Source organism: Rubrivivax sp. A210 (genome assembly GCF_904426505.1).
Classification (GTDB): Bacteria; Pseudomonadota; Gammaproteobacteria; order Burkholderiales; family Burkholderiaceae_C; genus Rubrivivax.
In genome coordinates, this window is sequence record NZ_CAJGBN010000012.1 from 590,329 (window position 1) to 610,986 (window position 20,658).

15 protein-coding genes are annotated in these 20,658 nt (G+C 67.7%); 12 read left to right on the forward strand and 3 right to left on the reverse strand.

The window, feature by feature from the left end; genetic code table 11:
* Nucleotides 1-7 precede the first annotated feature (7 nt).
* Together lysA and lptM are read right to left on the reverse strand one after the other, a co-directional pair.
* Complete coding sequence (gene lysA / locus JMV16_RS11440; protein WP_201494359.1) at nt 8-1,273, reverse strand: diaminopimelate decarboxylase; 1,266 nt, start codon at nt 1,271-1,273, stop codon at nt 8-10.
* Nucleotides 1,270-1,428, reverse strand: coding sequence for an LPS translocon maturation chaperone LptM (gene lptM, locus JMV16_RS24595; RefSeq protein WP_411565026.1), 159 nt, complete (start codon nt 1,426-1,428; stop codon nt 1,270-1,272). Before lptM ends, lysA begins: the two co-directional genes overlap by 4 nt.
* A gap of 12 nt (nt 1,429-1,440) precedes the next feature.
* Between lptM and cyaY the strand changes: the two genes are divergently transcribed.
* The gene (gene cyaY, locus JMV16_RS11445) at nt 1,441-1,791 is read left to right on the forward strand and encodes an iron donor protein CyaY (RefSeq protein WP_201494360.1); all 351 of its coding nucleotides are present in this window, start codon (nt 1,441-1,443) and stop codon (nt 1,789-1,791) included.
* Nucleotides 1,792-1,802: 11 nt separating this feature from the next.
* Here the strand turns inward: cyaY and JMV16_RS11450 are convergent, their stop codons facing one another.
* On the reverse strand, nt 1,803-4,175 hold the full coding sequence (locus tag JMV16_RS11450) for a penicillin-binding protein 1A (protein ID WP_411565027.1): 2,373 nt from the start codon (nt 4,173-4,175) through the stop codon (nt 1,803-1,805).
* A 292-nt stretch (nt 4,176-4,467) separates the two neighbouring features.
* Between JMV16_RS11450 and JMV16_RS11455 the strand changes: the two genes are divergently transcribed.
* The 11 genes from JMV16_RS11455 to JMV16_RS11505 all read left to right on the forward strand — a co-directional run bounded on the left by JMV16_RS11455 (nt 4,468) and on the right by JMV16_RS11505 (nt 20,652).
* A complete protein-coding gene (locus tag JMV16_RS11455) occupies nt 4,468-5,547 on the forward strand; it encodes a pilus assembly protein PilM (protein WP_201494362.1) in 1,080 nt (359 codons plus the stop codon).
* Nucleotides 5,544-6,179: a PilN domain-containing protein gene (locus tag JMV16_RS11460; protein ID WP_201494363.1), complete on the forward strand. Its 636-nt coding sequence runs from the start codon at nt 5,544-5,546 to the stop codon at nt 6,177-6,179. The genes JMV16_RS11455 and JMV16_RS11460 overlap by 4 nt, the downstream gene beginning before the upstream one ends.
* Nucleotides 6,180-6,186: 7 nt before the next feature.
* Nucleotides 6,187-6,873, forward strand: a complete 687-nt coding sequence (locus JMV16_RS11465; RefSeq protein ID WP_201494364.1) for a type 4a pilus biogenesis protein PilO — start codon at nt 6,187-6,189, stop codon at nt 6,871-6,873.
* Complete coding sequence (locus JMV16_RS11470) at nt 6,870-7,412, forward strand: pilus assembly protein PilP (protein ID WP_201494365.1); 543 nt, start codon at nt 6,870-6,872, stop codon at nt 7,410-7,412. Before JMV16_RS11465 ends, JMV16_RS11470 begins: the two co-directional genes overlap by 4 nt.
* 23 nt (nt 7,413-7,435) lie before the next feature.
* Nucleotides 7,436-9,613, forward strand: coding sequence for a type IV pilus secretin PilQ (gene pilQ / locus JMV16_RS11475; RefSeq protein ID WP_236580462.1), 2,178 nt, complete (start codon nt 7,436-7,438; stop codon nt 9,611-9,613).
* Nucleotides 9,614-9,666: 53 nt separating this feature from the next.
* Nucleotides 9,667-12,135 carry a hypothetical protein gene (locus JMV16_RS11480; RefSeq protein WP_201494367.1) on the forward strand — a complete coding sequence of 823 codons (2,469 nt, stop codon included), beginning with the start codon at nt 9,667-9,669 and terminating at the stop codon, nt 12,133-12,135.
* Nucleotides 12,132-12,692 (forward strand): shikimate kinase, encoded by a 561-nt coding sequence (locus tag JMV16_RS11485; protein ID WP_201494429.1) that lies wholly within the window; start codon nt 12,132-12,134, stop codon nt 12,690-12,692. Before JMV16_RS11480 ends, JMV16_RS11485 begins: the two co-directional genes overlap by 4 nt.
* Before the next feature lie 33 nt (nt 12,693-12,725).
* Nucleotides 12,726-13,859 carry a 3-dehydroquinate synthase gene (aroB, locus tag JMV16_RS11490; RefSeq protein ID WP_201494368.1) on the forward strand — a complete coding sequence of 378 codons (1,134 nt, stop codon included), beginning with the start codon at nt 12,726-12,728 and terminating at the stop codon, nt 13,857-13,859.
* Nucleotides 13,860-13,871: 12 nt separating this feature from the next.
* Complete coding sequence (locus tag JMV16_RS11495; RefSeq protein ID WP_201494369.1) at nt 13,872-15,023, forward strand: deoxyguanosinetriphosphate triphosphohydrolase; 1,152 nt, start codon at nt 13,872-13,874, stop codon at nt 15,021-15,023.
* Between the two features lies 1 nt (nt 15,024).
* Nucleotides 15,025-15,684 carry a transposase gene (locus JMV16_RS11500; RefSeq protein ID WP_201494370.1) on the forward strand — a complete coding sequence of 220 codons (660 nt, stop codon included), beginning with the start codon at nt 15,025-15,027 and terminating at the stop codon, nt 15,682-15,684.
* A gap of 243 nt (nt 15,685-15,927) precedes the next feature.
* Nucleotides 15,928-20,652 (forward strand): glutamate synthase-related protein, encoded by a 4,725-nt coding sequence (locus JMV16_RS11505; protein WP_201494371.1) that lies wholly within the window; start codon nt 15,928-15,930, stop codon nt 20,650-20,652.
* Nucleotides 20,653-20,658: the final 6 nt, after the last annotated feature.

Genomic DNA, 20,658 nt, shown 5'->3' on the forward strand with positions numbered 1-20,658 from the left:
GATCAGGCTAGATCAGACGTTCATCGGCGAAAAGCGTGGCCACCTTCTCGCGCTGGCGGATCAGATGCACCGCATCGCCGTCCACCATCACCTCGGCCGCACGCGGCCGTGTGTTGTAGTTGCTGGCCATCGCCAGGCCATAGGCACCGGCCGAGAGCACGGCCAGCACATCGCCGGGCGCCACCGCCAGCGCGCGCTCGCGGCCCAGCCAATCGCCCGATTCGCAGACCGGGCCGACGACGTCCCAGGTGGTCGCCGCAGCGTCGCGCGGGGTGCAGGGCTCGATGGCCATCCAGGCCTCGTACATGGCCGGCCGCATCAGGTCGTTCATCGCGGCGTCGACGATGCAGAAGTTCTTCGCCTCGCCCGGCTTGAGGTAGAGCACCTCGGTCAGCAGCACACCGGCATTGCCCACCATCGAGCGGCCCGGCTCCAGCAGCAGTTGGCGGCCACCGTGGCCGCGGGCATCCAGGCGCTGCAGCACGCGGGCCACGAGTTCGTCGGCGCGCGGCGGCTGCTCGTCGGTGTAGGTGATGCCCAGGCCGCCGCCGATATCGACGTGGTGGATGGGGATGCCGGCGGCCTCGACCGCCTCAACCAGGTCAAGCAGGCGGTCGAGCGCGTCGATGAAGGGCTCGATCTGGGTGATCTGCGAGCCGATGTGGCTGTCGATGCCCTGCACCTGCAGGCCCGGCAGCGCGGCGGCGTGGCGGTAGGCGGCCAGGGCACGGTCGTGCGCGATGCCGAACTTGTTGCCCTTGAGCCCGGTGGAGATGTAGGGATGGGTGCCGGCGTCGACATCGGGGTTGACGCGCAGGCTCACTGGCGCGCGCCGGCCCAGGGCCAGCGCCACCTCGTTCAGGCGGTCGAGCTCGCCTTCGCTCTCGACATTGAAGCAATGCACGCCGGCGGCCAGGGCCTGCTCCATCTCGGCTCGCGTCTTGCCGACGCCCGAGAAGACCACGCGCGAAGCGTCACCGCCGGCAGCCAGCACGCGCTGCAGCTCGCCGCCGCTGACGATGTCGAAGCCGCAGCCCTCGGCGGCAAAGGTCTGCAGCACGGCCAGGCTGCTGTTGGCCTTCATCGCGTAGCACACCAAATGCGGCCGGCCCTGCAGCGCCTGGTGGTAGGCGCGCGCCGCAGCGCGCATGGCCTGGCGCGAGTACACGTAGAGCGGGGTGCCGAATTCGCGCGCCAGCGCGGCGAGCGAGTGGCCCTCGAGCCGCAGTTCGCCGCCCGCGCGGGCCAGCCAGGGGGCGCCGGGCAGGCTCATCGCGGCGCCGCCGCGCTGGCCGGGGCGGCGGGCGCTGCCGCCTTCGGAAGCGTCAGCGGGCCCTTCTGGCCGCAGCCGGCGACCAGCAGACCCATACCCGCGCAAAGCAGGGTGGCAAGCCTCAGGGCTAAACTCGATTGCAACATCTCACGCATGCAAGGGATTCTATGAGCACGGCCCCCGCCGGATCGACTCTCAGCGACGCCGACTACCACCGCGAGGCCGCGGCCCTGCTGGCGCGCATCGAGGCTGCCACCGACCGCTGGCTGCAGGATGATGTGATCGATATCGACGCCCAGCGCACCGGCGGCCTGCTCGAACTGAGCTTCCCCGACGGCAGCAAGATCGTCGTCAACACCCAACCGCCGCTGCACGAGGTGTGGCTGGCGGCACGCGCCGGCGGCTATCACTACCGCTGGCAGGCCGGCCAATGGCTGGACACGCGCGACGGCGGCGATTTCCTGGCCGCACTGTCGCAGCACGCCAGCACCCAGGGCGGCAAGGAGTTGCGCTTCTAACGCCGGCAACGTCAGCGTTTGAAGAGATCCAGGATGCTCTTGCGCTCTTCCTCGTTGGCGGGATCGGGCAGCTTGTCGTCCAGCCCCAGGCTGCCGACGCCGCGACCCTGGGCGAATTCGTCGAACGACCAATAGGCGCCCGACTGCAACACGCCCTCGGGTGGTTCGATCGCCTGCACCGGCACATTGCGCAGCGCATGCTGCATGAACTCGATCCAAACCGGCAGCGCGAGGCCGCCGCCGGTTTCGCGGTCGCCCAGCTTGCGCGGGTTGTCGTAGCCGATCCAGACCACGGCCGTCAGCTTGGGCTGGAAGCCGGCGAACCAGGCGTCCATCGAATCGTTGGTGGTGCCGGTCTTGCCGTAAAGGTCGCCGCGCTTGAGGGTGGCCTGGGCACGCGCCGCCGTGCCGCTGCGCGCCACTTCCTGCAGCAGCGTGTCCATCACGAAGGCATTGCGCGCGGGCAGCGTGCGCAGGCTGTCGTCCAGCACCGGCACCTGGGTGCCGAGCAGCACCTTGCCCTTGTTGTCGGTGACACGGGTGATCAGCGTCGGCGCCAGGCGGTAGCCACCGTTGGCGAACACGCTGTAGGCCACCGCCATCTGCATGGGCGTCACCGAGCCCGCGCCCAGCGCCATCGTCAGATAGGCCGGGTGTTTGTCGGCCTCGAACCCGAAGTGCTGGATCCACTCCTGCGCGAAGTCGGTGCCGGTGGCACGCAGCACGCGGATCGAGACCATGTTCTTGGACTTGGCCAGCGCCGTCTGCAGCGCCATCGGCCCCTCGAACTTGCCGTCGTAGTTCTTGGGCTCCCAGGGCTGGCTGCCGGTCTCGGCGGCGTCGAAGAACAGTGGCGCGTCATTCACCACCGTGGCCGGCGTGAAACCCTTTTCCAGCGCAGCCGAGTAGATGAAAGGCTTGAAGCTAGAGCCCGGCTGGCGCCACGCCTGGGTGACGTGGTTGAACTTGCTCTTGTTGAAATCGAAGCCGCCCACCAGGGCGCGGATGGCGCCGGTGTCGGGCTCCATCGCCACCAGAGCGCCCTCGACCTCAGGCACCTGTGTAAGCGTCCACTCTCCCTTGGCGCCCCTCATCATGCGCACCACCGCGCCACGGCGGATCTGCTTCTTGGGGCCTGCCTTGTCCGACAGGCCCGAGGCCGCCGGCTTGAGCCCGTCGCCGACGACGGTGACGCTGTCGCCCGACTGCAGCATGGCCACCACCTTGCGCGGCGAGGCCTCGAGCACGACGGCGGCGCGCAGGTCGTCGTTGTCGGGATGCTCGGCCAGCGCCTCGGCAACGCGGGCGTCGATCAGCGTCGCGTCGGCCGGCAGGTCGACATAGGCCTCGGGCCCGCGGTAGACCTGGCGCAACTCGAAATCCATCAGGCCGCGGCGCAGCGCGCGGTAGGCCACCATCTGGTCGGCCGCATTGACGCTCAGGTAGACATTGAGGCCGCGCGTGTACGTCTCTTCGCCGTACTGCGCAAAGACGAGCTGGCGCGCCGTCTCGGCCACGAACTCGGCATGGACGGCGGCGTCTGACTGGGTGCGGTAGCGCAGCACCTGGACCAGGGCCTCGTCGTGCTGGGCTTCGGTGATGTAGCCGTTCTCGAACATGCGGCCGACGATGTAGCGCTGGCGCTGCGTCGCACGCTTGGGGTTGGCGATGGGGTTGTAGGCCGACGGCGCCTTGGGCAGGCCGGCCAGCATGGCAGCCTCGGCCACCGTCACGTCCTTGAGCTTCTTGCCGAAATAGATCTCCGCCGCCGAGGCAAAGCCATTGGCGCGCTGGCCCAGGTAGATCTGGTTCATGTACAGCTCGAGGATCTGGTCCTTGGCCAGAAGGTTCTCGATCTTGAGCGCGAGCAGGATCTCGTAGATCTTGCGCGTGAAGGTCTTTTCGGTCGAAAGGTAAAAGTTGCGCGCGACCTGCATGGTGATGGTCGACGCGCCCTGGCTGCGCGCGTCACGCAGGTTCTCCAGCGCGGCGCGCGCCACGCCCTTGTAATCGACGCCCCCATGTTGGTAGAAACGCGAATCCTCGGCCGCAAGAACCGCGTCCTTCATGATTTGCGGGATCTGCGCAATCGGCGTGAGATTTCTTCTTTCCTCGCCGAATTCACCAAGCTGCACGCCATCGGCCGAGAAAACGCGCAGGGGAAGCTTGGGCCTGTAGTCGGTCAGGCTACTGATCTCAGGCAGGTTCGGGTAGGCCACCGCAAGCGCCACACCGACCACGAAGAGCAGCGTCAGCACGCCCGCCAGGAGCAGGCCGAAGGCCCAGAACAGGGCGCGGCTCAGCATGCGCAGGCCCGCCGGCGAAGCAACGTTGGCCGGCTCGGAGGCGGCAGAATGAGGAGGTGCAGGATCGGTAGGGGCCATGAAGAACCCGTCGATCGGGCCGAAAAGATTATAGGAAGGACCGCAGCCGGGGCCGCCACCGCACTCTGGCGCAAAAAATCGCTTGCGCTGCAGGGTTTGCGGCTTGTTTCAACTCGGGACATGCGCGTCAGCGATTGGCAACGTACCCTACGTGCCGAAACTGCTTTTTTCTTTGTTGCACAAGGGCTTTACTGCTAGCATTGAAGTAACTTCTTAACAAGCTCGGGGCCAGTGTGCGGTGCCCATACGGGTGCTGTGAACTGATCAGCCGCGCGGCGGGGGAGTAGGTAACTTGGGTTTTCTTGATGCATTGCTGGGCCGCAAGCACCCGCCCATGATCGGGCTCGACGTCAGTTCATCCAGCGTCAAGTTGGTCGAACTCGACCAGACCTCGACGGGTGAGCTGGTGCTTGAGCGTTTCGCCTACGAACCCTTCGAGAAGGGCTGGATCACCGACGGCCAGATCGAGAAATTCGACGAGGTCGCGGCGGCCGTCAAGAAGGTCATCGCCAAGAGCGGCACCCGTACCAAGAACGTCGTGATGGCGATGCCGCAGTCAGCGGTCATCACCAAGAAGATCATGCTGCCGGCCGGGCTGCGCGAAGAAGAGATGGAACTGCAGGTCGAGTCCGAGGCCAACCAGTACATCCCGTTTTCGCTCGACGAGGTCAGCCTCGACTTCTGCGTCATCGGCCCCAGCGCCACCTCGGCCGGCGATGTCGAGGTACTGATCGCCGCCTCACGCAAGGACCGCGTGCAGGATCGCCAGGGCCTGGCCGAGGCCGCCGGCCTGAAGTCCACCATCCTCGACATCGAGTCGCACGCCTCGCGCCTGGCCATGAGCCGGGTCGTCTCTGCCCTGCCCAACCAGGGTCGCGACATGCTGGTGGCGCTGTTCGAGATCGGCGCCGACACCACCAGCCTGAAGGTGCTGCGCGACGACGAGATGCTGTATGACCGCGACCAGGCCTTCGGCGGCTCGCAACTCACGCAACTCATCAGCCGCCAGTACGGGTTCTCGTTTGAGGAGGCCGAAGCAAAGAAGCTCTCGGGCGACCTGCCCGAGGACTACGACGCCTCCATCCTGACGCCCTTCGTCGACAGCCTGTCGCAGGAAATCGGCCGTGCGCTGCAGTACTTCTTCACCAGCACGCCGCACCACAAGGTTCACTACGTGATGCTGGCCGGCGGCACCGCCACCCTGCCTGGGCTGAAGGAAAGAGTGACCGACCTCACCGGCTTCTCGTCCAACGTGGTCAACCCGTTCGAGAACATGCATCTCGGCTCGGCCGTGCGCGAAAGCCGCGTGCGGCGCGAAGCACCGGCATATCTCACGGCCTGTGGCCTGGCGATGCGGAGGTTCCCGCAGTGATCCTGATCAACCTGCTGCCGCACCGCGAAGAAAAGCGCAGGCAACGCAAGCGGTCCTTCTTCATCACGCTGGGTGCCTGCGCCGCCATCGGCGTCGGCATCACGGCCGCCTGGTACCTCGCGCTGCAACAGATGACGGCGGCGCAGGACGAGCGCAATGCTTTCCTCAAGACCGAGATCGCGCGCCTGGACAATCAGATCAAGGACATCGCGACGCTGCGCACCGAGATTGAAGCGCTCAAGGCGCGCCAGAAAGCGGTCGAGGATCTGCAGACTGACCGCAACGTGCCGGTACACCTGCTCGACGAACTCGTGCGCCAGACGCCGGAGGGCGTCTACCTGAACAACATCCGCCAGAACGGCGAGGTGGTCACGGTCAGCGGCGTGGCGCAGACCAATGAGCGTGTCTCGGAGTTCCTGCGCAACACCTTGTACAGCTCGCCCTGGCTTGAGAGGCCCGAGCTGATCGAGATCAAGGCGGCCAACGTCACCGCCGCCAACCGGGAGCAGCGCCGCCTCTACGAGTTCTCGATGCGCGTCACGCTCAAGCGTCCCCAGAGCGCCGCAGCCGCGGCGACCCCGGCCTCGGGGGCCGCATCGTCGGCGGCCCGGGCCCCCGTGAAGGCCTCGTGAGGTAGGCATGGCCAAGGCATCGACACAGAGTTTCGAGTTGAGCAGCTACTTCGAGAACGCGGCCGGTCAGTTCCGCAATCTCAATCCCAACGAGCCGGGTCAGTGGCCCGTCCTGCCCAAGACCGTGGCGTGGTTGGGCGCGGTGTTGCTGGCGGTGGTGGCGGGCTGGTTCCTGATGCTGTCCACGGCCACCGACGAGCTCGACGCCTCGCGGGCCCAAGAGCCCAAGCTCAAGGAAGACTACCGCAGCCGCCTGGCCCAGGCCGTCAACCTGAGCGAGCTGCGCAAGCAAAAGCTGCTGGTGCAGGAATACGTGACCCAGCTTGAGAAGCAGTTGCCCGGCAAGGCCGAGATGGACGCGCTGCTCTCCGACATCAACCAGGCAGGCCTCGGCCGCGGCCTGCAGTTCGAGCTGTTCCGGCCCGGCCAGGTGCAGGTCAAGGATTACTACGCCGAGTTGCCGATCGCGATCCGCGTCACCGGCCGCTTCCACGACGTAGGCTCCTTCGCCGCCGACGTGGCCAATCTTTCCCGCATCGTGACGCTGCAGAACCTGGCCATCACCCCGCTGCCGGTGCGCGACACCACCGGCATACTCGTGATGGAAGCCACCGCGCGCACCTACCGCTACCTCGACGCCTCGGAAGTGTCGGAGCAGAAGAAGGCGGCCAACCCCAAGGCGGCCAAGAAATGAGCGCCCTTTCCAACCGCGCCAGCGCCGCTGCCGGCCTCGTCCTGACCGCACTTCTCGCCGCTTGCAGCGCCGACCACGACGAGTTGCGCCAGTGGATGGAACAGCAGCGCCGCGAGGTCAAGCCCAATATCACGCCGCTGCAGGCACCCAAGAAGTTCGACCCCCAGCCCTATACCTCGGCGCAATCGGTCGATCCCTTCAGCCTGCAAAAGCTCACCGTCGCGCTCAAGCAGGAGGCGCGGCAACCCAATTCGCTGCTCTCGGCCGAACTCAACCGCCGCAAGGAACCGCTGGAAGCCTACCCGCTGGACAGCATGGGCATGGTCGGCAGCGTCAGCAAGCAGGGCCAGCCCTTCGCACTGCTGCGCGTGGACAACCTGCTCTACCAGGTCAAGGTCGGCGACTACCTGGGCCAGAACTACGGCCGCATCACGCGGATTGGCGAGACCGAGATTGCGCTGCGCGAGATCGTGCAGGACGCGGCCGGCGAATGGATCGAACGCCCCGCCACCTTGCAGCTCCAGGAGAGGGCGCGATGACCACAAGACAGGAGAAACCGAACATGATCCACTGGAGAGCCGTTGCCGCAGCCGTCTGCGTCGCCATCGGTGCCGCCGGCGCGCTGGCGCAGCCCGCGGCCGCGCAGGTGCAGAACGCGATCCAGTCGATCACGAGCAGCCAGCAATCGGGCACCGAGGTCATCCGTGTCGAGATGTCCGCCCCGCTGGCCGCCGTGCCCGCCGGCTTCTCGGTGCAATCGCCCCCACGCATCGCCATCGATCTGCCCGGCGTGGTCAACGCCATAGGCCGCAACAACGTCGAGGTTAACCAGGGCAATCTGCGCTCGGTGGTGGTGGCCACGGCTGGCGAGCGCACGCGCCTGGTGCTCAACCTGAAGCAGGCCTCGGGCTACCGCGCACAGTTGCAGGGCAAGACGCTGCTGCTCATCCTCGACGTCGCCGGCCCCACGCAGGCAGCGACCACGGCGCCCGAAGCCGCTGCCGCATCGCAGTTCGCGCCGGCCCAGAACACCGCGCCGCTGGCCCTGCGCGAAATCGACTTCCGCCGCGGCCCCGACGGCACGGGCCGCGTCATTGTCAGCCTGCCCAGCACCCAGGTTGGCGTCGACATCCGCCAGCAGGGCCAGAGCCTGGTGGTCGAATTCCTGCGCTCGACCTTGCCCGAACCGCTGCGCCGCCGCCTCGACGTCACGGACTTTGGCACCCCGGTGCAGACCGTGTCCACCTTCCAGACCGGCGACCGCGTGCGCATGGTGGTCGAGCCCAGTGGCAACTGGGAGCACAGTGCCTATCAAAGCGACAACCAGTTCGTGCTCGAGGTGCGGCCGGTCAAGGTCGATCCCAACAAGCTCGTCCAGGGCCCCGGCTTCCAGGGCGAGAAACTGAGCCTGAACTTCCAGAACATCGAGGTGCGGGCCCTGCTGCAGGTGATCGCCGACTTCACCAACTTCAACGTCGTCACCAGCGACACCGTCACCGGCACCGTGACGCTGCGCCTGAAGGACGTGCCCTGGGATCAGGCACTGGACATCATCCTGCAGAGCAAGGGTCTGGGCGTGCGCAAGAACGGCAACGTGCTGTGGATCGCGCCCAAGGACGAACTGGCCTCGAAGGAGCAGGTCGACCTCGAATCGAAGAAGAAGATTGCCGACCTGGAGCCGACGCGCACGCAGTCGTTCCAGCTCAACTACACCAAGGCCGAGGACGTGGCCAAGCAGCTCACTGCCCAGGCAGCCGGCCAGCTTGGCGGCACCGTGGGCAGCACCACATCGCGCATGCTCAGCCCGCGCGGCAGCGTGATCTTCGAGCCGCGCACCAACCAGCTCTTCGTCACCGACATCCCGAGCAAGCTCGAGGAAGTGCAGTCGCTGATCTCCAAGATCGACATCCCGGTGCGCCAGGTGCAGATCGAGGCGCGCATCGTCGAGGCCGACGACACCTTCGGCCGCGCCCTCGGCGTCAAGCTCGGTGGCGCCGACCTGCGCGGCGCCCGCGGTGGCACGCCGGGCTACAGCGTGGGCGGCGACAACCGTGTGGCCTTCGGCGGCAATTACGCCGCCATCGGCGCGCAGACCGGCCAGACCGGCACGGCGGCCACCATACCGTCGGCCACCGACCAGCAGTTCGTCAACCTGCCGGCCAATACCGCGGCACTGGGAGCCAACGCCGCCACCTTCGCGCTGTCGCTGTTCGGCGCCACCGCGAACCGATTCCTCAACCTTGAGCTGTCGGCCCTGGAATCCGAAGGCAAGGGCACGGTCATCTCCAGCCCACGCGTGATCACCGCCGACCAGAAGAAGGCCAGCATCGAGCAAGGTGTCGAGATCCCGTACCAGCAGGCCACCTCCAGCGGCGCCACTTCGGTGTCGTTCAAGAAGGCCAGCCTGCGCCTGGAAGTGACGCCGCAGATCACGCCCGAAGGCAATGTGATCCTGACGCTGGAAGTCAGCAACGACAGCCGCGGCGACCCCTCACCGGCCGGCCCGGCGATCAACACCAAGAAGGTCAACACCGAAGTGCTGGTCGAGAACGGCGGCACGGTCGTGATCGGCGGCATCTTCACGCAGAACGACCGCACCACCATCAACAAGGTGCCGCTGCTGGGGGACATCCCGGTGGTCGGCTATTTGTTCCAGAACCGCGTGAAGAGCACGTCCAAGACCGAGTTGCTCGTCTTCATCACCCCCAAGATCGTGACCGACCGCCAGGCAGCACGCTGAGCCAGCGCGCAGGCGCACCGCACCGGCCCACGCACCGTTCCAGGAACTCGCCCATGAAGCTATTCAAACGCCTGCTCTCCACCATCGTCCTGCTGGCCCTGGTGGCCTGCGGCGGCGGTGGCGGCAATTCGGGCACCTCGCCCTTCGGTCCCGGTTCCGGCACTGATCCCGGCACGGGGGGCTCCACCGGCACGCCGACGGCGGCCGATCTGGTGCTGGTGCTCAGCGCCCCGGCCATCGCCAGCAGCGGCTCCGAAACCGTCACGGCCACGGCCACGGCCCTCGATGCCAACCGCAACGCGGTGGCCGGCGTTCCCATCTCCATCCGGGTCGACAGCAACGCGATAGCCACGCCCAGCGGCACGGTCAGCGGCTCCGGCGGCAGCCTCACGGCGGGCATTGGCATCGGCTCTGACAGTTCGCTGAGGACCATCACGGTCACGGCCACGAGCGGCTCGCTCACCCGCACCGCCTCGCTGCTGGTGCAATCCGGTACCACCGCGGCCGGACAGGCTTCGCTGGCACTCGCGCTCGACAAGAGTTCGATCAGTTCGGCCGCACCGGCTACCGTCACCGTCACCTTGCGCGATGCCCGGGGCGCGTTGATGGCGGGGCAGGTGATCAGCTTCGCCGTGGTGCGAGGCCTGGCTGCCACCAATGTGGCGACGGCCCTGACCCGCAGCGACGGCACCGCCGTGGCCTTCTTGGCGCCCGCCAGTTCAACCGGCGCCGGCGCCGACGAGGTCACCGCCACGGTGACGGTGGGCGGCTCGACCCTTACCGCAGTCCAGGGTTTCACGGTCCAGGCCACCAATGTCGCGATTTCCTCCTTCACATCGGCGGTGGCCAACCTGGGCGCCTACGGCCAGACCAGCCTGACCGTGGGCCTGTCCGGCGCCAGCATAGGTTCGCCGGTCCAGGTCACCGTGTCCTCATCCTGCGTCACGGCCGGCAAGGCAGCGCTCTCGCCCACCAAGTTTGGCGCCACAACGGCGTCCGTCACGCTGCAGTACCGCGACATCGGCTGCGGCGCCATACAGGCCAGCGACGTGATTCAGGTCGTGATCGACGGCTCGGCCAGCGCGCAGACCCTCTCGCTGCCCATCGCCTCGCCAGCGGTGTCCAGCATGGCCTTCATCTCCTCCACACCGGAGCAGATCTTCGTCAAGGGATCGGGCTTTACCGAGGCCTCCCTCGTCGTCTTCGAGGTGCGCGACGCCAACGGCAGTCCCATCCCCAACGTGAGCGTGGCTCTCAAGCTGCTGACGCTGACCGGCGGCGTCACCATGGAAGGCGGCACAGCCGATCTGGTGCGCGCCTCTGACGCCCAGGGTCGCGTGACGCTGCGGGTCAACTCCGGCACGCAGCCGACGCCGGTGCGCATCTCGGCCACCATCGTCAACACCGCCATTTCCACGGTCTCGAGCAATCTCAGCGTCGCTGTCGGCCTGCCGTCGCAATTGAACTTCTCGATGTCTCAGACCACGCGCAACATCGAGGGCTACAACATCGACGGCACGGCCAATGCCTACCAGATCATCGCTGCCGACCGCAGCGGAAACCCCGTGCCTGTGGGCACCTCGATCAACTTCGTCACCGAAGGCGGTCAGATCGAAGCCATCAAGCAAACCCAGCTCGCAGGCGGACTTGCGCGTACCTCGGCAAATTTCGTCAGCGCCGAGCCCAGGCCCGCAGACGGGCGCGTCACGGTCACCGCCTATGCGCTGGGCGAAGAGTCATTCATCGACCTGAACGGCAACAACATCTACGACGGCCCGGGAACCGCCGATCCGCTGGTTCCCGCAGGCGGCGAACCCTTCCAGGATCTCGGCAACATCTTCAAGGACCGCAGCGCCAATGGAAAATTCGATGCCAATGTCGATGAGTTCATTCCGCTGGCCATCAACAACAGCGCTGCCTGCAGCGCAACCACGACGCCGTTGCTGGCGCTGGACCCCAGCATACCCACGGTGGGACGCAATGTCGGCGAGCCGGCCACCTGCGACAGCCGCTGGAGCGGGGCAGGCCAGGTCTATGTGCGCCGCGCCGTCGAGACCGTGTTTTCTACGTCGACCGCTAGGCCGCTCTGGGGCAATCTGGGGGGTCTGGACAATGCCACCTGCCGCGGCAGCACCGTCACGTTGCAAGTCGGCCCCGAGGCAAGCCAGATCGCAACCTTTGTGGCTATGGGCGGTGACACCTGGTATGGCGCAAGGACAGGGCAGTTCAGCATCATCGTGGCCGACGCCAACGTTCTGCGCCTGAATCCGATGGCGGCCGGCACCACCGTTGCGGCCAACACGCCCACGAACGGGATGACGGTTCGACTGGGTGGCGGTTCACCCGTGGTCAACACGACCGAGGCCACCGGGGCGGTGGTCTCTTACCAGTTCACCGACCCGCTGATCACAGCCGGCACCGTGTTCGTCACCTTCACCTCGCCCAGCGGCACGGGTACCACCGTTGCCGTTCCCGTGGACACCCTCAAACCGCCGGGTTTCTCGGCGTGCGTCCTGCCCTGAAGCTTTCCCTCGTCGGCATGCCCGGCTGTGGCAAGACCACGGTCGGGCGACATCTTGCCAAGCAGCTTTCCCTGGCCTTCGTCGATTGCGACATCGAGATCGAGCAGCGCCTGGGCTGCAGCATTCGCGATTTCTTCGCGCAGCAGGGCGAAGCCGCATTTCGCGACCTCGAGCAGGAGACGCTGGACGAACTGGCGCAGCGGCCTCGCACCGTACTGGCCACCGGCGGCGGCGCGGTGCTGAGGCCTTCCAACCGCGACGCCCTGCATTCGCGCACCCACGTCTTCTACCTGCGTGCCACGCCCGAAGAGCTGTTCCGGCGCCTGCGCCACGACACCCAGCGGCCTCTACTACAAGTGGCCGACCCGCTGCAGCGCCTGCGCGAGCTCTACCGCGACCGCGACCCGCTGTACCGGCGCACGGCTCACTTCGTGGTGGAGGCGGCGCGGCCCTCGGTGCCGGCGCTGATCGGCATGGTGCTGATGCAGCTCGAACTGGCCGGACTGGTCGAGGCCGGCAGCGGCGAAGCAGCGCAAGGCCTGCAGGACGCCGGCTAAGTGCCTGAACCACCGGCCGTAAACTCGGCGGCCATGAGTTCAGCTCCATCTCCAGCCCCATCGCTTGCGGTCGATTTGCCGGCTCCGCTGCCTGTCGCCACCCCCGGCGGCCGCTACGACATCCTGATCGCGCCCGGCCTGCTCGCCAATCCCGCCGCCTGGCAAGGCCTGCCGCCCGCGGCGCAGGCGGTCATCGTCAGCAATCCCACCGTCTGGGCCCTGCACGGCGAGACGCTGCAGGCGGCGCTGGCGCCGCACTACCGGCGCGTCAGCGTGGCCCTGCTGCCGGATGGCGAGCAGCACAAGGATCTGGCCACGCTCAGCCTCGTGTTCGACCACCTGCTGCGCGAAGGCTGCGACCGCCGCACTGTGCTGTTCGCGCTGGGCGGTGGCGTGATCGGCGACATGACCGGCTTTGCCGCCGCCACTTACATGCGCGGCATACCCTTCGTGCAGGTGCCGACCACGCTGCTGGCCCAGGTGGATTCGTCGGTGGGCGGCAAGACCGCCGTCAACCACCCGCTGGGCAAGAACATGATCGGCGCCTTCTACCAGCCGGCGCGCGTGATCTGCGACCTCGACACCCTGGCCACCCTGCCCGAGCGCGAGTTGCGCGCGGGCCTGGCCGAAGTCATCAAGTACGGGCCCATCGCCGACGAGGCCTTCCTGGCCTGGCTGGAAGCCCATGTCGACGCGCTGCTCGCACGCGATGCCGCAGCGCTGGCCCATGCGGTGCGGCGCTCCTGCGAGATCAAGGCCTGGGTCGTGGGCCAGGACGAGCGCGAAAGCGGTCTGCGCGCCATCCTCAATTTCGGCCACACCTTCGGCCACGCCATCGAGTCGGGCCTGGGCTATGGCCAGTGGCTGCACGGCGAGGCCGTGGGCTGCGGCATGGTGCTGGCGGCCACGCTCTCGGCCGAGCTGGGCCTCGTTCCCGCCGCCTATGCCGAACGCCTGCACGCTCTGATCGCCCGCGCCGGCCTGCCGGTGCAAGCGCCGGCCATGGACGAGTCGCGCTGGTTCCAGCTGATGCGGGTGGACAAGAAGGCGCAGGACGGCGAGATTCGCTTCGTCGTCATCGAGGCCCCCGGTCGCGCCGCCATGGTTGCCGCGCCCGACGCGCTGGTGGCGCGCGTGATCCGCCGGCACAGCGCCGCGCGCCCGTGAACCCGTGAATCCGTGAGCCAGGAAACGCTCGCCCCTTGGGCCAGCCAGCCCGGCCGCTCGCGCGGGCGCCGCATCCAGGAGCCGCCCTCGCCCCCGCGCAACGAGCACCAGCGCGACCGCGACCGCATCGTCCACAGCACGGCCTTCCGGCGCCTGGTCTACAAGACCCAGGTCTTCATCAACCACGAGGGCGATCTCTTCCGCACGCGGCTGACCCACTCGCTCGAAGTGGCCCAGCTCGGCCGCTCGGTGGCGCGTGCGCTGCGCCTCAATGAAGACCTGGTCGAGGCCATCGCCCTGGCCCACGACCTCGGCCACACGCCCTTCGGCCATGTCGGCCAGGACGCGCTGAACCACTGCATGGCGGCCCACGGCGGCTTCGAGCACAACCTGCAAAGCCTGCGCGTGGTGGACGAGCTCGAGGCGCGCTATCCCGCCTTCGACGGCCTCAACCTCAGCTTCGAAACGCGCGAGGGCATCCTCAAGCACTGCTCGCCGGCCAACGCGCGGGCGCTGGTAGCGCGCGACCCCGCGAGTCCGGCGCGGCGCTTCATTGAACAGACCCAACCCGGGCTCGAGGCGCAGCTGGTCAATCTGGCCGACGAGATCGCCTACAGCGCCCATGACATCGACGACGGCGTGCGATCAGGCCTGATCCATTTCGAGCAGGTGGCGCAAGTTCCCCTGGTGGCGCGCTGGCGCGACGCCGTGCTGGACGATCACCCGCAGCTGGCCGACCAGCCCGGCCGCCGCCTGCTGTTCGAGACGCTGAGGCGGCTGCTCTCGGGCCTGGTGGGCGATCTCATCGCCGCCACCGCGGCCGAGATCGCCACCCACGCGCCGGCCGACGAAGTGGCGGTGCGCGCGCTGCCGCCCCTGGTGCGCCTGAGTCCGGCCGTGCGCGCCGAGCTCACCGAGCTGCGCCGCTTTCTCTTTCGCGAGCTCTACCGCCACCCGCAGGTGCAGCAGGTCACGCAGCAGGCACGCCAGGTGGTGGTGGAGTTGTTCGCCGCCTATCTGGATCGGCCCCAGGAGCTGCCGAGCGAGCACCAGCGCGGCGACGACCGCCACCGCGCCGTCACCGACTACGTGGCCGGCATGACCGACCGCTACGCGCTGCGCGAACACCACCGCCTGACCGGGCGGCGGGCCTTCGAGGTCTAGCATGGCCCGCCTCGCCCGCCTGGCGGTGGCCGGGGAAACGCATCTGGTGCTGCAGCGCGGCCACAACGGAGCGCGAGTTTTCGCCGATGGCATCGACCGCGCGGCCTACCTGGCGGCATTGCGCGAAGCAGCAGCGGTCGAGGCGGTGCAGGTCCACGCCTATGCCCTGCTCGACGACGAGGTGCGGCTGCTGCTCACGCCACCGCTGGCCGAGGCCCTGGGCCGGCTGATGCAGGCCGTGGGCCGCCGCTATGTGGCCGGCCACAACCGCCGCCACGGCCGCAGCGGCACGCTTTGGGATGGGCGCTACCGCTGCGGCGTGGTCGAACCCGGCCCGGCCCGCCTGGACGCGCTGCGCTGGATAGACGGCGCATCGGCCGAGGCCGGCAGTGCGGCCCACCGCACCGGCGCGGTGCATGATGCCCTGCTCAGCAACCCGCCCGAGTACTGGCAGCTGGGCAACACGCCCTTCGACCGCGAAGTTGCCTGGCGCGCGCTGCTGGCCGCCGGCCTGCCGCAGGCCCGGGCCGAGGCGCTGCGGCATGCGTCCAACGGCGGCTGGGCCGCGGGTTCGGCCGCCTTTGCCGCCAACGTGGCCGAGATCAGCGGACGCCCGGCACGCCCGCGCGCCCGCGGGCGCCCGCCCCGACCCGGTGCCTGAGACCAAGGTCTGGCACGTCGCCTGCTTTCGATACCAGGATGAACAGCGAGCATTGATGTGTCCCCATTTTTCTTTTCACTCGCGCATTGATTGCGATAACGCGATCTGACCCCATTTAGTATGACTTGCCGAGCATGCTGCACTGCGGTAGCCTGACGGCCGCTGTTTTTCCGGCGCGACCCCGCCAGCCTTCACAGGTCTCGCCAGCCCCCTTCTTTCTTGCCTGCCCGACAGGAGCACGCCATGTCCCACACACCCGCCACTCCCGAAGAAATCGCCGCGCTCGCGCAAGAGGGCCTGTATGACCCCGCCGGTGAAAAAGACGCCTGCGGCGTCGGCTTCGTGGCCAATATCAAGGGCATCAAGGCGCACGGCATCGTCGAGCAGGGCCTGAAGATCCTGGAAAACCTCGACCACCGCGGCGCCGTCGGTGCCGACGCGCTGATGGGCGACGGCGCCGGCATCCTGATCCAGATTCCCGACGACTTTTACCGCGAGGAAATGGCCGCCCGCGGCGTGCGCCTGCCGCCGCTGGGCGAGTACGGCGTCGGCATGATCTTCCTGCCCAAGGAACACGCCTCGCGCCTGGCCTGCGAGCAGGAACTCGAACGCGCCGTCAAGGCCGAGGGCCAGGTGCTGCTGGGTTGGCGCGACGTGCCGGTCAATCGCGAGATGCCGATGAGCCCGGCCGTCCGCGCCAAGGAGCCGGTGATCCGCCAGATCTTCATCGGCCGCGGCGCCGATGTCATCGTGCCCGACGCGCTGGAACGCAAGCTCTACGTCATCCGCAAGACCGCCAGCGCCGCCATCCAGGCGCTCAAGCTCACGCACAGCCGCGAGTACTACGTGCCCAGCATGAGCTGCCGCACCGTCATCTACAAGGGCCTGCTGCTGGCCGACCAGGTGGGCCAGTACTACAAGGATCTGGGCGACAAGCGCGTCGTCTCGGCCCTGGCCCTGGTGCACCAGCGCTTCAGTACCAACACCTTCCCCGAATGGCCGCTGGCCCACCCCTACCGCATGGTGGCGCACAACGGCGAGATCAACACCGTCAAGGGCAACTTCAATTGGATGCGCGCCCGCGAGGGCGTGATGAAGAGCCCGGTGCTGGGCGACGATCTGAAGAAGCTCTACCCCATCAGCTTCGAAGGCCAGAGCGACACCGCCACCTTTGACAACGCGCTCGAGCTGCTCACGATGAGCGGCTACCCGCTGGCCCACGCGGCGATGATGATGATCCCCGAAGCCTGGGAGCAGCACGAGCTGATGGACGAGCGCCGCCGCGCCTTCTACGAGTACCACGCGGCGATGATGGAACCCTGGGACGGCCCGGCCGCAATGGTCTTCACCGACGGCAAGCAGATCGGCGCCACGCTCGACCGCAATGGCTTGCGTCCGGCGCGCTACATCGTCACCGACGACGACCTGGTGGTGATGGCCAGCGAATCCGGCGTGCTGCCGGTGCCCGAGCGCCGCATCGTCAAGAAGTGGCGCCTGCAGCCGGGCAAGATGTTCCTGATCGACCTGGAACAGGGCCGCATCGTCGACGACGAGGAACTGAAGAACCAGTTCGCCAACGCCCGCCCCTACCGGCAGTGGATCGAGAACGTGCGCATCCGCCTCGATTCGATCGACGTCAACGCCGAGCCGGCCAGCCACGGCGAGAGCCTGCTCGACCGCCAGCAGGCCTTCGGCTACACGCAGGAAGACATCAAGTTCCTGCTCGCGCCCATGGCCGCCAACGGCGAAGAGGGCATAGGCAGCATGGGCAACGACAGCCCGCTGGCCGTGCTGTCGGACAAGAACAAGCCGCTCTTCAACTACTTCAAGCAGCTCTTCGCCCAGGTCACGAACCCGCCGATCGACCCGATCCGCGAGGCCATCGTGATGAGCCTGAACAGCTTCATCGGGCCCAAGCCCAACCTGCTCGACATCAACGCGGTGAACCCGCCGATGCGGCTGGAAGTGACCCAGCCCATCCTCGACTTCGACGACATGGCGCGCCTGCGCGCCATCGAGCAGCGCACTGGCGGCAAGTTCAAGAGCTACGAGCTCGACATCACCTACCCGCTGGGCTGGGGCCACGAGGGCGTGGAGGCCAAGCTGGCCAGCCTGTGCGCCGAGGCGGTGGACGCCATCAAGAGCGGCCACAACATCATCATCGTCACCGACCGCCGCATGGGCCGCGGCCAGGTTGCCATTCCGGCGCTGCTGGCGCTGAGCGCCGTACACCATCACCTGGTGCGCGAGGGCCTGCGCACCACGGCCGGCCTGGTGGTCGAGACCGGCTCGGCGCGCGAGGTCCACCACTTCGCGGTGCTCGCCGGCTACGGCGCCGAGGCCGTTCACCCCTACCTGGCGATGGAGACACTGGCCGAGTTGCACCACACCCTGCCCGGCGCGCTGAGCGCCGAGAAGGCGGTCTACAACTACGTCAAGGCCATCGGCAAGGGCCTGTCCAAGATCATGTCCAAGATGGGCGTGAGCACCTATATGTCCTACTGCGGCGCCCAGCTCTTCGAGGCCATCGGCCTCGAGAAGAGCTTCGTCGCCAAGTACTTCCGCGGCACCGCCAGCCAGGTGGGCGGCATCGGTGTCTTCGAGGTTGCCGAGGAAGCCCTGCGCATGCACGTCGCCGCCTTCGGCAACGACCCGGTGCTGGCCACCATGCTCGACGCCGGTGGCGAATACGCCTGGCGCGTGCGCGGCGAAGAACATATGTGGACGCCCGACGCCATCGCCAAGCTGCAGCACAGCACGCGCGCCAACCGCTACGACACCTACAAGGAATACGCCCAGCTCATCAACGACCAGAGCAAGCGCCACATGACGCTGCGCGGCCTGTTCGAGTTCAAGGTCGACCCCAGCCGCGCCATCCCGCTCGACGAGGTCGAGCCAGCAGCCGACATCGTCAAGCGCTTCGCCACCGGCGCGATGAGCCTGGGCAGCATCAGCACCGAGGCCCACAGCACGCTCGCCATCGCGATGAACCGCATCGGCGGCAAGAGCAACACCGGCGAGGGCGGCGAAGACCCGGCGCGCTATCGGCAAGAGCTGAAGGGCATCCCGGTCAAGGCCGGCACCTTGGTCAGCGACATCATCGGCGCCAAGGTCATCGAGAGCGACTACACGCTGAAGGACGGTGACAGCCTGCGCAGCCGCATCAAGCAGGTGGCCTCGGGCCGCTTCGGCGTCACCACCGAATACCTGGTCAGCGCCGACCAGATCCAGATCAAGATGGCCCAAGGCGCCAAGCCCGGCGAAGGCGGCCAGTTGCCCGGCGGCAAGGTGTCGGATTACATCGGCATGCTGCGCTACAGCGTGCCCGGTGTCGGCCTCATCAGCCCGCCGCCGCACCACGACATCTATTCCATCGAAGACCTGGCCCAGCTCATCCACGACCTGAAGAACGCCAACCCGCGCGCCAGCGTCAGCGTCAAGCTGGTTTCCGAAGTGGGCGTCGGCACCATCGCCGCCGGCGTGGCCAAGTGCAAGGCCGACCATGTGGTCATCGCCGGCCATGACGGCGGCACCGGCGCCAGCCCCTGGTCATCGATCAAGCACGCCGGCACGCCGTGGGAGCTGGGCCTGGCCGAGACGCAGCAAACCCTGGTGCTCAACCGCCTGCGCGGCCGCATCCGCGTACAGGCTGACGGCCAGATGAAGACGGGCCGCGATGTGGTGATCGGTGCGTTGCTGGGTGCCGACGAGTTCGGCTTCGCCACCGCGCCGCTGGTGGTGGAGGGCTGCATCATGATGCGCAAGTGCCACCTCAACACCTGCCCGGTAGGCGTGGCCACGCAGGACCCGGTGCTGCGCAAGAAGTTCGCCGGCAAGCCCGAGCACGTCGTCAACTTCTTCTTCTTCATCGCCGAAGAGGCGCGCAGCATCATGGCGCAGCTCGGCATCCGCAAGTTCGACGAACTCATTGGCCGCAGCGACCTGCTCGACACCCGCAAGGGCATCGCACACTGGAAGGCCAAGGGCCTGGACTTCAGCCGCGTCTTCCACCAGCCGCAGATCGCCGCCGACGTGCCGCGCTATCAGCAGAGTGAGCAGGACCACGGCCTGGCCAAGGCGCTGGACGTGAAGCTGATCGAGCGCTGCCAGCCCGCCATCCAGCGCGGCGAGAAGGTGCACTTCATGGAAGACGCGCGCAACCTCAACCGCAGCGTCGGCGCCATGCTCTCGGGCGAGCTCATCCGCCACCGGCCCGAGGGCCTGCCCGACCACACCATCTTCATGCAGATGGAAGGCACGGGCGGCCAGAGCTTCGGCGCCTTCCTGGCCAGCGGCATCACGCTCTACCTGATCGGCGATGCCAACGACTACACCGGCAAGGGCCTGTCGGGTGGCCGCGTCGCGGTGCGCCCCAGCATCGAATTCCGCGGCGAGGCGACGCAGAACATCATCATCGGCAACACCGCCCTCTACGGCGCCACCAGCGGCGAAGCCTACTTCCGCGGCGTCGCCGGCGAGCGCTTCGCGGTGCGCCTGTCGGGCGCCACCGCGGTGGTCGAGGGCACGGGCGACCACGGCTGCGAATACATGACCGGCGGCACCGTCGTCGTGCTCGGCCGCACCGGGCGCAACTTCGCCGCCGGCATGAGCGGCGGCGTGGCCTACGTCTACGACGAGGACGGCCACTTCCGCAGCCGCTGCAACACCAGCATGGTCGCACTCGAGAAGGTGGTGGCGCGCGACGAGCAGGCGGTGCCGGCCATCGGCCTGCACCTCGAGACGCCGGACGAAGACCTGCTCAAGCGCCTGATCGACGAGCACCACCGCTGGACCGGCTCGCTGCGCGCCCGCGAGTTGCTGGACCACTGGGCCGACGCACGCGGCAAGTTTGTCAAGGTCTTCCCGCACGAGTACAAGCGCGTGCTGGCCGAGCGCGCGGCCAAGGCCGAGGCGGCGGCCGCCACCAGCAAGGCGCAAGGCAGCGCCGCGGCCGTGGCCGCGAAGTAACGCCAG

Excerpts from the sequence above, each read along its gene's own strand:
- lysA (WP_201494359.1), bottom strand. The coding sequence starts at position 1,273 with ATGAGCCTGCCCGGCGCCCCCTGGCTGGCCCGCGCGGGCGGCGAACTG.
- lptM (WP_411565026.1), bottom strand. The coding sequence starts at position 1,428 with ATGCGTGAGATGTTGCAATCGAGTTTAGCCCTGAGGCTTGCCACCCTG.
- cyaY (WP_201494360.1), top strand. The coding sequence starts at position 1,441 with ATGAGCACGGCCCCCGCCGGATCGACTCTCAGCGACGCCGACTACCAC.
- JMV16_RS11450 (WP_411565027.1), bottom strand. The coding sequence starts at position 4,175 with ATGGCCCCTACCGATCCTGCACCTCCTCATTCTGCCGCCTCCGAGCCG.
- JMV16_RS11465 (WP_201494364.1), top strand. The coding sequence starts at position 6,187 with ATGGCCAAGGCATCGACACAGAGTTTCGAGTTGAGCAGCTACTTCGAG.
- JMV16_RS11470 (WP_201494365.1), top strand. The coding sequence starts at position 6,870 with ATGAGCGCCCTTTCCAACCGCGCCAGCGCCGCTGCCGGCCTCGTCCTG.
- pilQ (WP_236580462.1), top strand. The coding sequence starts at position 7,436 with ATGATCCACTGGAGAGCCGTTGCCGCAGCCGTCTGCGTCGCCATCGGT.
- JMV16_RS11480 (WP_201494367.1), top strand. The coding sequence starts at position 9,667 with ATGAAGCTATTCAAACGCCTGCTCTCCACCATCGTCCTGCTGGCCCTG.
- aroB (WP_201494368.1), top strand. The coding sequence starts at position 12,726 with ATGAGTTCAGCTCCATCTCCAGCCCCATCGCTTGCGGTCGATTTGCCG.
- JMV16_RS11500 (WP_201494370.1), top strand. The coding sequence starts at position 15,025 with ATGGCCCGCCTCGCCCGCCTGGCGGTGGCCGGGGAAACGCATCTGGTG.
- JMV16_RS11505 (WP_201494371.1), top strand. The coding sequence starts at position 15,928 with ATGTCCCACACACCCGCCACTCCCGAAGAAATCGCCGCGCTCGCGCAA.